Genomic DNA, 14246 nt, shown 5'->3' with positions numbered 1-14246 from the left:
TCTGGACTAACTCAAGCTTTTCTATAGTTCAAATTTAGTTCAACTATTTACTGCGGCTGAGCCGGCATGATTAGCGTAATCCGCACCCCGGCCGGTTCCAGATTGGTTACGGTCAACGCGGCTTCATCGCCGTACACGAGCCGCAGCCGGGTCAATACGTTCATCAGGCCGATGGACGATGAGCCCGGTTCCTTGCCCGGGTTGCCGGGACCGCTCTCCTGGGGAGCGTCGGATAGCTCGCGCAGCTTCCGCTGCAATCGCGCCAGCTTGTCCTCCGGGATGCTCGCTCCGTTGTTGTCCACCGTGATTTGGATGAGTCCGTCCGGCGTCCGCGCGGCGGCGAGCCGCACCCATCCGTCCGTGCCCGCGCGGTCGATGCCGTGCTTGAAGTAGTTTTCCATGATCGGCTGCAAAATGAGTTTGGGCATCGCCACCTGCAGCAGCGGCTCTGCGACCTCGCACCGGTAAGCAAAGCGGTTCTCGAACCGTTCTTTCTGCAGCTCCACATATGCCTTGACGTGTTCAAGCTCGTCCTTTAGCGTTACGATGCGGTCGCCCGAATGCATGCTGTAATGCATCATTTTGGCCAGGGACGAGATCAGGGTGTAGATTTGCGGCACCTTCAGCTCCAGCGCCAGCGTGCCGATAATCTGCAGCGTATTGTTGAGAAAATGCGGGTTGATTTGCGCTTGCAGGGCCCGCAGCTGGTTGTTTTTGCTGGACAATTCGAGCTTGTACTCCCGTAGAATCAAATTGTTGATCGTGTCCATCATCGTGCGGAACCGTTCGGTCAGCAGCCCGACTTCATCATTTCCGGCCGGCAGGACGTCGACGTTCAGATTGCCGGTCTTCACCTGGCTCATATAGTTGGACAGCCGTTTGATCGGCGCGGTGACGCGGATCGAGATCAGGATGGTCGCCGTCAGAATGACGAGCAGCGCCAGGCCGAACAGCATCAAATTGATCGTGACCGCCTGGTTGGCTTCGCGGAGCAGGTAGGATTTCGGAATCTCCTTGATCAAGGTCCAATGGGCCCCGTAATGATCGATTCGCTGATAAATAAACATGGAGCCGTTCTCTTCGAAGCTGCCCTGTTCTCCGGGCGATCCGGCAAGCTTTGCCGTATACCAGCTGTCGTACAGCGCGCGGCCGATTCGCTCGGGCTGATCCGCGTAGACGATCCGGCCGGCATCGTCTGTAATATACAGTTTTTCCTCGTTGCGGTCGTAAAGCTGCTCTACGATATCCTGCAGCGCGGTCAACTTCACGTCGATCGACAGATAGCCGAGCGGGGTGTCGGACGGAATCTGTTCGATGCGCCGGTGCAGGGAAAACACCTGCTCGTAGGTTGCTTGCTGAAAAGGGAGGGTCATGCCGTACAGATGGCTCATATGCGTGCCCTCGACCGCCAGTACTTCGCCCTGGGGAGGAACCGAGCCTTTGTAGGGCGCCGCTCCCTGCCAGCGTTTGGGGATATTTTGCGTAATCAGCGTCGCTTTGCTGTCTTTAACGCCAAACAGGTACACCTGAAAAATATCGGGCATGGACTTGTAAATGTAATTGAGCGAAGCGTAAATGTCGATATTGGCTGACATGTCGTCGTAACCGGCATTCAGCAACCGGTAGAACTCGGAATCGGAATAGACCGTGAGCGAAATGCGGTTGATTTCCCCCAGCAGGCTGTCGATATTGCGGTACCCTTGATACAGCAAATTCGTATTTTCCTCGACCGCCCGGGTTTTCAGGGACTCCGTCGTCAGCGAGTAGCTGATGAACATGACCGCGATGATGCAAAGGGCGATAGGAAGGATCATAAAGACTATCAATTTCGTCCGAATACTGGTCCATTTCATGTTGTGCACATCCGATCAATATTTTACACCTTAGTGATCACTTCCGTAGGTGTAATGAGCGTGAAATTAACTACATAATAACATTACAAGATATATTTCAACAAAGATAGACAAAAGAAAGGAGGGGGCGAGCGTTGCGGACAAAGAAATGGTCGCAATGGGGACAACAGACCTTTTTTGTCGGCCCGGCCTTCCTGTTTTTCACCGTGGTGATGATCATTCCGTTCGTGATGGGGATGTACTATTCCTTTACCGATTGGAACGGGGTGTCAGGGCAGGTCGCCTGGGTCGGATTCGATAATTTCGCGAAAATTTTCGCGAACGATCCCGATTTTTGGAAAGCGTTTTGGTTTACGGTGCGGTTTACCGTGCTTGGCGTCGTATTGGTGAACGGGGTAGGCTTTTTCCTCGCTTATTTCCTGACCAAGCCGTTAAGATCGCGGAATGTGCTCCGGACGGTATTTTTCATGCCTAACGTCATCGGGGGGCTGCTGCTCGGCTTTATTTGGCAGTTTATTTTCATTAAAGGGTTTGCGACGCTTGGAGACATGACGGGTTGGTCGTTCTTCGAGCTGCCTTGGCTGGGGGACTCGACGACCGGTTTTTGGGCCATCGTGATGGTGTTTGTCTGGCAATATTCCGGCTACCTGATGGTCGTATACATCGCTTCGCTCAGCAACGTATCCAAGGAGGTGCTGGAGGCGGCGGAAATCGACGGGGCCAACCGCTTTCAGGTGCTGCGCAGCATCATTGCGCCGCTGATCATGCCGGCGGTGACGGTGTGCCTGTTCCTGGCGATCTCCTGGTCGTTCAAAATGTTCGACCTCAACCTCTCGCTGACCAAGGGAGGACCGTTCAAATCGACGGAATCGGTAGCCCTGAACATTTACAACGAGGCGTTCCTGAACAACCGGTACGGCCTTGGGACAGCCAAAGCGCTGCTGTTCTTCCTAATCGTGGCGGTGATCTCCCTGATTCAAGTGCGGATCACGAAGAGCAAGGAGGTTGAAGCCTGATGGGAGCCAAAAAGCGCGCGGGAAACATCGTCACGGAAATCGTTATGATTGTGGTGGGCCTGATTTTTCTCGCACCGTTTTATTTTTTGTTCGTGAACTCGGTCAAGCCGTTTGGCGAGATTTTGAAAAATGCGGCCAGCTGGCCGTCGCAGTTTCATTGGGAAAACTATAGCAAAGCGTGGGAGCTGGCCCGATTTTCCGAGGCCTTCCGGAACTCCGTGATCATCACCGTGATCAGCGTCATTCTGATCACGCTGTTCAGCGCCATGGCGGCTTACCGGATGGTGCGCGCGGACACGAAGTTCAACCGGCTGCTGCTGCTGCTGTTCGTGGCGGCGATGGTCGTTCCGTTTCAGACGATCATGATTCCGGTGCTGAAAGTGGTCAACACGCTGGGAGTGAACAACAGCATCCTGGGGTTGCTGCTGACGAACCTGGGGTTAAGCCTTCCGCTGGCGGTATTCCTGTTTCACGGTTTCGTCAAATCGGTGCCGCTTGAGATCGAGGAAGCGGCTACCGTCGACGGCTGCAATCCGTTCACCGTATTTTTCCGGATCGTCCTGCCGCTGCTGAAGCCGATGATGATGACGATCATCGTGCTGAACGCGCTGGCGATTTGGAACGATTATTTGCTGCCGTCCCTGATTTTGCAAAAGCCCGAGCTGCGGACCATTCCGCTGGCGACCTATTCGTTCTTCGGGCAATACACGAAACAATGGGACATGGCGCTTCCGGCGCTGGCCATCGGCATCCTGCCGATCGTGGCATTTTATCTGCTGCTGCAGCGCTACATCGTTGAGGGAATCGCGGCAGGCTCGGTAAAAGGTTGATGCCGGGCCTGGCGTTCCAGGTATATAATTAATTTTATGCATAGGGGGAAAATGAGAAATGAAGAAAAAACGCTCGCTGATTATTTTATCCGTATTGCTTGTTATGAGCATGCTGCTCGCGGCTTGCGGCGGCTCCAAAGGCGGGAACGGCTCCAGTACCAGCAATGCGCAAAATGGAAGCGCTGCAGCAGGCGGCGAAGTGAAAACGGTTAAAATTTTTCAGTTCAAAACGGAAATCGTGGAAGGCCTAAACGAACTGAAGGTCGAATTCGAAAAAGAACATCCGAACATCAAGCTGGACATCCAAACCGTCGGCGGCGGCGCGGATTACGCGGCGGCCCTGAAGACGAAGTTCGCGTCCGGCGACGCTCCGGACATTTTCTCGAACGGCGGATTTGCGGAGCTTGATATGTGGCAGGACAAAATCGAAGATCTGTCCGACCAGCCTTGGGTGAAGGACCTCGTGCCTTTGGCCGCGGAACCGATGACCAAGGACGGCAAAGTGTACGGCATGCCGATGAACCTGGAAGGGATCGGCTACGTGTACAACAAGGATTTGTTCGCCAAAGCCGGCATCACCGAAACGCCGAAAACGATCACCGAGCTGGAGGAAGCGGCCAAGAAGCTGCAGCAAATCGGCGTGACTCCGTTCGGCAACGCTTATCAAGAATGGTGGCTGCTCGGCAACCAGGGGATCAGCACCGCTTTCGCAAGACAGGACAATGTCGACGAATTCATCAAAGGCCTTAACGAAGGAACCGCAACGATCGTCGGCAACGAACAGTTCAAAAACTGGAGCAATCTGCTGAACCTGACTGTGAAATACGGGCAAAAGAACCCGCTGACCACTGACGCCAACACGCATCTGGCCATGTTCGCCAGCGGCGAGGTCGCCATGATGCAGGAAGGCAACTGGGCGCAAACGCTGATCGACAACATCACGCCGAACATGAACATCGGCATGTTCCCGCTGCCGATCGACGACGATGCCGAGAAAAACGACAAGCTGACGGTCGGCATTCCCGCGAACCTGGTCGTAAACAAAGATTCCGCTTCCAAAGAAGAAGCGAAAATCTTCCTGAACTGGCTTGTGACCTCTGATTTGGGGAAAGAATACATCGTAAAAAAATGGAAATTCATCCCGGCTTTGACGACGATCCCGGCAACGTCCGAAGATATCGGGCAATTGGGCGCGGACGTGAAAAAATACGTGGATGAAAACAAAGTGTACGGTCTGCAATCGTCCAAGTTCCCGGACGGCGTAACCCAGGAATTCGCCAGCGCCATTCAAGAGCTGATCGCCGGCAAAGTGGATGAGGGCGGCTGGATGGCCAACATGCAAGCGGCTTGGGACAAGCTGAAAAAGTAAATATAAGCCCGTCTTAGTTTTGGCATCATGGACTGCTTCCGCCATCTTTCGAGAGGATCGATCGGGCGGGAGCAGTTTTGTTATTTTGCAAAATACATAAGTACTATCTCGGCACGCATCCCGAAGCAAGTTATCTTAAGGAGCTGTTCGCGCCGATCGCCGGGGAGCTGAAAATTCCGGTGGTTTCGGATTTGCCGGAGGGCGTGCAGGTCGCAGCGCGGAGCGGCGAATCGGGGGACCTACCTGGTTGTTGCTGAACTTAAGCCGGGAGCCGCTTTGCCGGCAGGTTATCCCAGCGTGCTATACGGCGTCATGAGAGAGAGAGAACGCTTAGCCTTGCCCCTTATGACGTGGATATTTTACAGATATCCTAGAGACGTAAGGCGCTTTAATCGAAATACGTTCCGAAATGCTTGATCAGGAAAGAACAGTGGACGCGCACCGGCATTTCGCTGTACATGTCGTGCCACGCTGTTCTTTTCCATTCCGCGTAGCTCATGCGGTTCCGCACGTACCTGCCGATCCCGATGCCGTCGGCGCCAATCTTTTGCATTTCCTTGACGATTCGGGCCGCTTCCTCCGCGATGTAGTCGCTGACCATGACTTCGACTTTTTGGCGATCGGCGCCGCTGAGCTTTAAATTGCCGATGTATTCTTCGACCCCGCTCACGACATTTATAAATATATCCGCTTCGTATTCTCCGCTTTCGGTTTTTGTGATTTTGATTTTGCGCTTGCTTTTTACGGAGTGGAAAGAAATCGCCTCAAGGTTCGGGTTATCCGTCTTTATGCTGAACTCGCCTCGCGACATATTTTGATACATCAAAGAAAAGATAAACATGTCTTTACATGGAATTTTTCCAACCATCCGGTCTTTCTGAAACATGGCGAGGCCGCTGACGGTAATATCCTTTTTCTGTTCCTTAATCATGACGGCGATCGGGTCCTGGCCGTCGTCAAAATAATCCCGGACGAACTGGTGAAGCATGGTGCGCGGCGAGCCCTGCCTGTTGTATTCTTTTTGCAGCAGTTTGTTAATATAGTTCGCCGTCTTCGTATGGCGCGGAAATTCCTGGCTGATGACCGTCCCGGCGTCACCTTCCACGACAACGACGGAGGTCCTTTGGGAAATGGTCGGATCGCGATAGAATGTATCCATATGCTTCCATAAACCCATACGGGCCAAAGCTTCGCCAAACATCAGCGTCCGGATCTGGCCGCTTACGATGATGCGGCTTGTCCTCAACCCCAGTTCTTTATTCGCTTCTTTGGGGCTTTTGGCGACGGTGGTCAGCAGTTCGTCGGTCGTCTCTCCGTTCTTGGCAAATTGGGTAACCAGCGGAATGCTGACCGTAACCTTGATTTTGCCCTCGGGAGAGGCATCGAAGGCGGCCGTTTCCACATAACCGATCCGTTCCAAAATCCGCTGATCCTGGGCGCATCCCGCCAACAGAAGACAAGCCGAGGCGCAGAGCAAGCCGATCCGTTTACGCATGTTTTTTTCTCCCCCTTTGAAGGAGCAGAAGGATAATCAACAAGAGCGGAAAACCTGCGGAGAAAGCAAGCTGGGCCATCGTAAAATACCGAAACCAGCCTTCCACCTCGATCAGCGTTTTCGGAATGAGACTGATTAGGATCGTCATTACCATGGTCACCAATATGAGAACTTTCCAATTGATCCGCCGGAATACCTGCGAGAGAACTTCCTGGCTTGACCAATAATACATCCCGGCTGTCTGCAAAATCGAGAATAGAAATACGCTGAACAGAAAGTTTTGGACCCGCTCGACGAACGGAAATCTTAAATAGGCGTACATGTCGAGAAGCGGAAACGCGATATGGGTCAGCTCGTCCGAATTAAAATAGCCGTAACTTAAAATGGAAACGATCAGGTAAATCGACACCGTGATGGCGTTTCCGACATGAACGTACCTTAGCCATTTTTTTGATTTCTCCGCATACGGGAACAAGAATAGCGACAGTTCGTAGCCGGCATACGCCCCAAATACCCGCAAAAAGCCCTCCTGCATATCTGTGCCGCCCCGGAAAACAAACGGCGTCAACCGTACGAAATCGAAATCCCTCATAAAGTTGAAGGCCAACGGCAGTTGAGACAGCAGCGCCGCCACAAAAAAAGTGTTGGCCTTGGACATGGTGTAAATCCCTTTGGCAACATACAAAAACACAAGAACGTCCACAAACAGCTTCAGTACCATTTCCGAGGTCGTAGGAAAAATCAGGATCTGATAAATCATGGCGTATTGCTTGGCCACGAGGCAGCCGATCATGCCGAAGATGCCTCCAAGCAGCAAATAAAGCGGGTATAATATAACCCGCGGCAGGGATGCCTGGAGAATTTCAAATACGGAAGCCCCGCGCCCCAGTCGGTAAACCGCCGAGATCAGCATGATATTGAGGGTGACAAACAGGAATACGATCACGATCGCAAGCCAGCCGTTCGTTCCGAAATACTGGGCCGTAAGCCGCGGCAGGATGAACAGCACAATACCGCTTTGGGTATTAAAAATCAGAAACGCGATATGGATACGATGCAGCTTTTCGTGTTCCAAGCAAAGTCACCTATTTCTTCATTTTGTTGGTATGTTGGTTTGGGGTGCGAGACTGTGTCGGTCGTTTGCTCATCATCCAGAACGGCCCGCGGATAAAAATGTCCTTCCAGTCGGCCGGTTTCATCGGGGCGGCGGGAATCGTATACGGCGCGCCGAGGCTGGTCAGCTCGGAGGCGTGAATAATGACCAGGGCAATTCCAACCATAAAACCAAAGTTGCCAAGCATGCCCGATAAAATGATCAGCCCGAACCGGATGATTCGAATCGAACCGCTCATCGTATAGCTGGGGATAACAAAGGAAGCGATGGCAGACATCGCCACGGCGATGATCAGTATATTGCTTGTAAAGCCGGCTTCGACGGCAGCGGTGCCGATCACGATCCCGCCGACGATCCCGATCGTTTGTCCGATTTTCGAGGGCAGCCGGGCGCCCGCCTCGCGCAAAAGCTCCAGCGTTGTTTCCATGAGCAAAGCTTCCAGGATAGGCGGAAACGGCACGCGGCTGCGCGATTCGGTCAGGGAGGCGAGCAGATTTTGCGGAACCATTTCATAATGGTACGTCGTCACCGCCACATACAAGGAAGTCAGCGAAAGCGTAAGTAAAAAGGCGATATATCTGAGCATCCGTAAAAATGTACCGACCGCCCAGCGGCTGTAATAGTCGTCCGGAGTAGTAAAAAACTCGAAGATCGTGGTTGGACCTACGATTACGGACGGACTTTGGTCCATAATGGCGACCACCCTGCCTTCATTCAGCTTGGAAACGGCTACGTCGGGGCGTTCGGAGGTCATAAGTATAGGGAATATCGTACTTGGAAAATCCTCGATCATTTGCGCAAGCATGTTGCTATCGTATAATCCGCTGTATTCAATGCTTTGAATTCGTTCGGACATGCGGTTGACGTAGTCCATATTGGCCAGCTCGTCGATATAGATAACGCAGACCTTGGTTTTGAGGACTTCGCCAACCTCAAACTGCCTGACTTTGAGCCGATTGCTCTTGATCCGGCGGCGGATGATGGACAGATTGGTGTCCAGCGATTCATTAAAAGCGTCATGGGGTCCGATGATGACCGATTCCGTTTGCGATGTTTCGATGGCGCGCGTTTCCGGCCCGTACACATGCACCAAATAAACACCTTGCGGCACAAAAAGCGCCGCATCGCCCGCGCAAATGCCGTTTACGACCGACGCGGCATCTTTGGCTTCGTTGAATTGGGATTGCCGCAGCAATGCTCCGAGTTATTCCTGCCGGATATTTTCCAGCGGCCCCAAGACGTCGCGTTTGAAGATGTTTTTGTCGATCAGGTGGCTGAAATAGATTAATTCGGCCTTAAGGGAGGGAAGCGAACGGCGGGTCAGATCCGAGCAGCCGCGGAATTCGCCCATCACGTTTGCGAGCGAAAGCGGGCCGGGGGCCTGGGGTTCGTTTACATGGGGCCCTGCGTCCACCTGCATCAATTTTTGTTTCTGCTGTTTTGTTTGCTTCGCAAAAAATTTGAAAAGGCGGAATAACACCAAAGTTCCCCCTAATGAGGCATTTTCTTCTATTGTGCGTAGATGGAGGGGAACTATGCAGAGGGGAGGGGGACAGGCGCTTTGAAGCGCGCCTTATTCCCCGAGAAGGAGGCGGCTTAAGTCGGCGTAGCTGAACGCCTGCTCATGCGGACGAAACGCGGATTCGGGCTGGGCGCGCCGGTGGTTGAACCATATGGTCCGCCAGCCGGCACCGGCGGCGCCTACGACGTCATTGCGCCATGAATCGCCGACGTAACAGCATTGTTCTGGGGCTAAGCCGGCCTCCGCGGCCACGCGGTCGAACAGCTTCCGGTCCGGTTTGGTGATGCCGACGGCTCCGGAAATATAGATCAGGTTCGGTGGAATCAGGCGATCCAACTCCAGCGCGCGGATTTTGCGCCATTGGTGTTCCGGCGGCCCGTTGGTAATTAAACCTACGAGGGCTTTGTCCGATTTCAGCTTCCCGATGAGCTCGAATGCACGCTCAAAGGGGCGGATGCAAAACTGGCGGTCCAGATAAGCGGCCTGTACGGCGGCTGCCTGTTCCTGCTTGAGCGTTACACCGAACTCGGCCAGGGAGCGCACGAAACGCTCCGTTCGCATTTCCTCAAGCGCCGGGCCGTGGGTAGGCGTGCCGCCGGCCAGGGCGGACAGGTGGTCGCTGTAATAGCGCATCCGGTGATAAGCGGGTTCATACGGGAAATCGTCTCCAGTGTTAAGCACCGCTTGCAGGGCTCCGCGAAAGGGAAGCAAATGATCGTAGAGCGTATCGTCCAGATCGAAAAAAACGGCATGTGCGCATGCGGCAGGTTTTGTAGACTTCAAGGTTGAATTCCTCCTTCTATCGTTTGGCGCGTAAGGCCGTCTCTCTATTTATTTCGGCCATGTACCGTATATGCTAGATTGATCCTGGCAGACTGCTCCTAAATAACGTGGGCGAAAACATAAGAACAAATCTACTAGTCTAACGTCCATTATACAGGATACCGCGTTTTACCGGCAGACCCGAACGAATTTTGCTGACGCCTGCCAGGCGCTTGGATTATATTATTGGTGGATGTTTTGCAACTTAAGATTGCAGGGAGGAGACCTTTCGAGGTGAGAAAACCGAAACGATGGTTCACCTTAAAAAATCAAATCTTCGTCGGCTTTATGCTTGCCATGGTTCTCGTGCTTACGCTAGCCAGCATCCTGACCTACACCCAGGGCTCCGCCCTGCTGGAGAACAATGCGGAGAAGCATATCGGCCAAACCGCGCTGCAGGCCAACGGCCGGCTTGACGCTTTGCTCGCCCAGATCAAAACGCTGTCGACGCAGGTGGCGACGGACGGCAGCATCCAGCAGCTGCTGCTGTCCGAGGTGGAGGGGACGAAGACGCCGTTCAGCGCACGCCAATCCCTTCTATCGATTCTGGGAAATTATCAGTCGTACGTCACGGGGATTAAATCGCTGGAGCTGTATACGACCGATTACCGCCGGCTGTTCCCGCTGAACGATATTCCGCTGCAGGACACGATCGATCCGAAATGGATCGCCGCCGCCGACCGGGGAAAAGGGGAACTCGTCTGGATCGGCGCCGATCCCAAAGATCCCTCTTCAGTGCTCGCCTTAAGGCGCGTCAGCCTGATCGACCGCTGGTTTTCGTCCGGGGGATATCTGATGGTGCGGATCGACCGTACCTACTTCCAGCTTCAGGAGCAGGTGAGCGGAGAAGGCGGCGAATATATTTTGCTGGTCGACGGGAATTTCCACACGATCGCTTCCAATTTCGGCCGGTCGGCCGGGACGCTGAATTTGTCCGAACTGCTTACCAACGAGGGGAAAAACATTACGATCGGCGGGCAGGAATTTATCGAGGTGAAGCAAAAGTCAGAGCCTACCGGCTGGACGCTCGTATTTTTTACGCCTGTCAGCTACGTCACGAGCGGGATTTCCGCCCTGCGCACGGCCGTGCTCGTGTCCGGCGCGATCGGGGTGCTGTTGTTTCTGATTATGTCGCTATTGCTGTCGACGATGATCACCCGGCCGATCTTCAAGCTGATCAAGGCGATGCGGGGGGCGAGATTCGGGGTGCTGCAGCCCAATCCGATGTTCTCCAACACGATGGAGATCAACGAACTGAACAATACGTACAACCAGATGGTCGACAACATGAACGAATTGATCCGGGTCGTTTACGAGAAGGAACTGCTGCAAAGCCGGACGGAGCTGAAAGCGCTTCAAGCGCAGATCAATCCGCATTTTCTGTTTAATACGCTGGAGGCTTTTTATTGGTCGCTGGAGGAGAAAGGCGAAGAGGAATTGGCCAGCCTTGTCGTCAGCATGTCCAGCCTGTTCCGGTATACCATCAGCCGACCGAACCAGGACGAGTGGGTCACCGTCGAAGAGGAGCTCGAGCATGTCGAGCATTATTTGCAGCTTATGGACATCCGGCTGGGCGAGCGGCTAACTTGGTCAATCGAAGCCGGAACTTTCGGGGGTGTGAAAATTCCCAAGCTGCTGATCCAGCCGCTGGTGGAGAACGCGATTCTGCACGGTGTGGAGACAAAGGAAGGCCCGGGCGTGGTGACGGTGAACGTATCGCCTTCCGGCCGGGAAGGTTACGTAAAAATCACGGTCCGGGACAACGGCCCCGGCATGGACGAAGAGATGCTGCGCAAGCTGAAGCAGGCGTTGGACGGCGGGCCGGCCCTGTCGTCCAAGGGGAGCGGATTCGGGATCGTCAACGTGCAGCGGCGGCTGCGGCTTTATTTTGACAAGGAACAAGGCGCAAAACCGGGACTGGACGTATATAGCCGGCCGGGAGAGGGCACGCTGGTGAGCTTTGAAATTCCGAGCGAATATGGGGGAGCGGTATGATTCATTCCAAAACGATTTTAATCGTGGAAGACGAGCCGAGAACGAGGCAAGGTTTTGTCAAAACGCTGGAGGCCTGGTCCTGCGGGCGCTACCGGATCGAAGCGGCGGAGAGCGGCCAGGCAGCGCTGGCTTGGCTGGAGAACCACGCCGCTCATCTGCTGATCACGGACATCCGCATGCCGGGCATCAGCGGGTTGGAGCTGATCGAAATGCAGCGAAAGCATAAGCCGTTTAAACCAGTAACGATCATCATTTCCGGCTATCCGGAATTCGATTATGCGCAAAAAGCGATGCAGTTAGGCGTCGTCAACTATTTGCTCAAGCCGGTGGATAAGCATAAACTCGTGCAAGCCGTGGAGCAAGCGCTTCTGGTCGAGGGCGATCGGCACCGCATCGAAACGCTGGAGAAGCTGGCCGACCCGCGGCTGCTGGAGACGAAGGAGACCGATGCCCGGTACAATCCGCTGGTTAGCGATGCGCTTCGCTATTTGGACGAGCATTTGCACGAGCCGGTGACACTTCGCCAGGTGGCCGATATGCTGCATTTGAACCCGAGTTATTTCAGCGTCTTGTTCAAGGAGCAAACGGAAATGACGTTCAGCGAGTACCTCAGCCGGCTGCGGATGCTAAGGGCGAAGGAGTTGCTGCTGCGCACGTCTTTACCCGTCGGTGAAATCGCCGAACGCGTCGGGTATCAAACGGACAAATATTTTATCAAAGTGTTCAAATCGTTCGAAGGCATGAGTCCCAGCAAATATAGAAACAGCGTCAAGAACTTTTGATATCTAAAGGGAAAATATGAACGACTCAACCTAGGCGTTGAAAGCTTGAGGATAGGGAAGGCCGGTGGGTTGGTCGGCAGATCAATATCCGCTGGCCAGACGCTTTGCATGATTATCCCTTTTGATCAGGAGGCAGAGAAGAAGATACATTCAGGAGAAGAAGATACATTCAGAGAAGAAGATATATTTGGAAGAAGTGGATATGGGAGAAGCAGACCTGTTCGAGATCATTAAAACTGTTTAAGATCATAGACAGGCTTAAGAGAAGGGAAGCAAGCCTGAGACGGGAAAAATGGGGCAAGACACAAGAAAAAATGAAAAGACCGTGATCTTGCTGCAGCCTGAAATCCGTTTGCAGCAACGTCTGTACCGTTCAAGCATTTCTATCAGGCTGCAGCCGCAAGGGGCTGATTCGGTTGGCGCGCGATCAGTCGGCGGTAAGAGATCGTCGGAATCGCCACACACATCTGCAGTAACTTCTGCCGCATCGTTTCTTCCGCTCCCGGCAGTCCTTCTTGCAGGCGCAGCCGGCGGCGTCCGGTGTACTCGTTCAGGTACGCCTGCAGATGCTTCAGTCCCAAGGCTCCATACGTACTCTTCAGCGATTCCCACGCCTCTCTCACCACTTTCCGTAAGGGCACATACAGCCGAAAGGCCTGAGGGAACAACTGTACCGCCGATGTACGGACATCCACATGCCCGCCAATAAACGCGGTTAGATCGTGACGGTTTGCCCATTTTTCACTTCCCCGCTTATGCGGTACCAGACGGATTTTGACCTGTTCCGGCTCGCCCGACTCTGTGACCGTGCAACCGGCTACGACCGCCGAGGCGTACGGATGCAAAACCTGACACCGGGATGGATTACGCCCATACTGATCGCTGTTCACCTTCACTTCTCCGGAGAGCAGTTCCCGGGCATCGAACTCCCCCACGGCATGGCGTATTTTGTGCAGCATCGACCAGGCGGTTTTGTAGGTGACCCGGATCACCTTGCTCAGCCGCAGCGCCGAGATGCCGCCCTCCAGCAGGAATAAATCCAGGGCCTCGAACCACTTGAGCAAGGGCAGATGCGTTCCTTCAAAAATCGTACCGACCAAAGGCGATGTTTGATGCTTGCACTTTCCGCACTCGAACAAGGGGATATGCCGGGAGGTCAGACGGCTGCACCGGGTGTGAGCGCAACGCGGGCAGACAAAGCCATTTGGCCACTTCATCGCAATCAACGCCTCCATACAGTCCTGCTCGCTGTTAAAACGGCTGCTGAATGGCTGAAGTTCCGTTCCCGCATTGACCTCCATGTTTACTCGCCCCCGAATCAAGAATATACGAACATAAATTCCATTTATTTCATTATACCAAACGTACGTTCTCGAATCAAGCCGAACATCTCACCTGAACCGCCTCATTTTTTCTGTTTCTCTTTTTTCTTTATCCCGTACAATCCC

General features: G+C 53.7%; 13 protein-coding genes. 6 read left to right on the top strand and 7 right to left on the bottom strand.

Features of this window, described 5'->3' with window-relative positions; translation table 11 throughout:
* Nucleotides 1–47: 47 nt before the first annotated feature.
* On the bottom strand, nucleotides 48–1853 hold the full coding sequence (locus tag DYE26_RS15940; protein WP_036625401.1) for a cache domain-containing sensor histidine kinase: 1806 nt from the start codon (nucleotides 1851–1853) through the stop codon (nucleotides 48–50).
* 134 nt (nucleotides 1854–1987) lie between these two features.
* Here DYE26_RS15940 and DYE26_RS15935 point away from each other — a divergent pair, with 134 nt between their 5' ends.
* From DYE26_RS15935 to DYE26_RS15920, 4 genes are all read left to right on the top strand, one after another.
* On the top strand, nucleotides 1988–2869 hold the full coding sequence (locus DYE26_RS15935) for a carbohydrate ABC transporter permease (RefSeq protein WP_036625398.1): 882 nt from the start codon (nucleotides 1988–1990) through the stop codon (nucleotides 2867–2869).
* On the top strand, nucleotides 2869–3699 hold the full coding sequence (locus DYE26_RS15930; protein WP_036625396.1) for a carbohydrate ABC transporter permease: 831 nt from the start codon (nucleotides 2869–2871) through the stop codon (nucleotides 3697–3699). The genes DYE26_RS15935 and DYE26_RS15930 overlap by 1 nt, the downstream gene beginning before the upstream one ends.
* Nucleotides 3700–3757: 58 nt before the next feature.
* A complete protein-coding gene (locus tag DYE26_RS15925) occupies nucleotides 3758–5068 on the top strand; it encodes an ABC transporter substrate-binding protein (RefSeq protein WP_036625394.1) in 1311 nt (436 codons plus the stop codon).
* A gap of 77 nt (nucleotides 5069–5145) precedes the next feature.
* Complete coding sequence (locus tag DYE26_RS15920) at nucleotides 5146–5325, top strand: hypothetical protein (protein WP_036625393.1); 180 nt, start codon at nucleotides 5146–5148, stop codon at nucleotides 5323–5325.
* A 131-nt stretch (nucleotides 5326–5456) separates the two neighbouring features.
* Here DYE26_RS15920 and DYE26_RS15915 read toward each other — a convergent pair whose 3' ends face one another.
* The 5 genes from DYE26_RS15915 to DYE26_RS15900 form a co-directional block, all read right to left on the bottom strand.
* Nucleotides 5457–6563 carry a Ger(x)C family spore germination protein gene (locus DYE26_RS15915; RefSeq protein WP_036625391.1) on the bottom strand — a complete coding sequence of 369 codons (1107 nt, stop codon included), beginning with the start codon at nucleotides 6561–6563 and terminating at the stop codon, nucleotides 5457–5459.
* Nucleotides 6556–7638: a GerAB/ArcD/ProY family transporter gene (locus DYE26_RS15910; protein WP_036625389.1), complete on the bottom strand. Its 1083-nt coding sequence runs from the start codon at nucleotides 7636–7638 to the stop codon at nucleotides 6556–6558. The genes DYE26_RS15915 and DYE26_RS15910 overlap by 8 nt, the downstream gene beginning before the upstream one ends.
* A gap of 10 nt (nucleotides 7639–7648) precedes the next feature.
* Entirely contained in the window at nucleotides 7649–8872 is a 1224-nt protein-coding gene (locus tag DYE26_RS15905; RefSeq protein ID WP_051985664.1) for a spore germination protein, read from the bottom strand.
* A 9-nt stretch (nucleotides 8873–8881) separates the two neighbouring features.
* Nucleotides 8882–9157: a hypothetical protein gene (locus DYE26_RS34225; protein ID WP_051985663.1), complete on the bottom strand. Its 276-nt coding sequence runs from the start codon at nucleotides 9155–9157 to the stop codon at nucleotides 8882–8884.
* 93 nt (nucleotides 9158–9250) lie between these two features.
* The gene (locus DYE26_RS15900) at nucleotides 9251–9982 is read right to left on the bottom strand and encodes an HAD family hydrolase (protein ID WP_036625387.1); all 732 of its coding nucleotides are present in this window, start codon (nucleotides 9980–9982) and stop codon (nucleotides 9251–9253) included.
* 273 nt (nucleotides 9983–10255) lie between these two features.
* On the opposite strand from DYE26_RS15900, the gene DYE26_RS15895 reads away from it, so the two are divergent.
* Both DYE26_RS15895 and DYE26_RS15890 read left to right on the top strand, forming a co-directional pair.
* Nucleotides 10256–12016, top strand: coding sequence for a cache domain-containing sensor histidine kinase (locus DYE26_RS15895; RefSeq protein ID WP_036625385.1), 1761 nt, complete (start codon nucleotides 10256–10258; stop codon nucleotides 12014–12016).
* Nucleotides 12013–12798: a response regulator transcription factor gene (locus tag DYE26_RS15890; protein ID WP_036625382.1), complete on the top strand. Its 786-nt coding sequence runs from the start codon at nucleotides 12013–12015 to the stop codon at nucleotides 12796–12798. The genes DYE26_RS15895 and DYE26_RS15890 overlap by 4 nt, the downstream gene beginning before the upstream one ends.
* Before the next feature lie 386 nt (nucleotides 12799–13184).
* Here DYE26_RS15890 and DYE26_RS15885 read toward each other — a convergent pair whose 3' ends face one another.
* On the bottom strand, nucleotides 13185–14099 hold the full coding sequence (locus DYE26_RS15885) for a transposase (protein WP_115311237.1): 915 nt from the start codon (nucleotides 14097–14099) through the stop codon (nucleotides 13185–13187).
* Nucleotides 14100–14246: the final 147 nt, after the last annotated feature.

The organism is Paenibacillus macerans (genome assembly GCF_900454495.1).
GTDB classification, from domain to species: Bacteria; Bacillota; Bacilli; order Paenibacillales; family Paenibacillaceae; genus Fontibacillus; species Fontibacillus macerans.
This window is presented reverse-complemented; position numbering and strand designations above follow the sequence as displayed.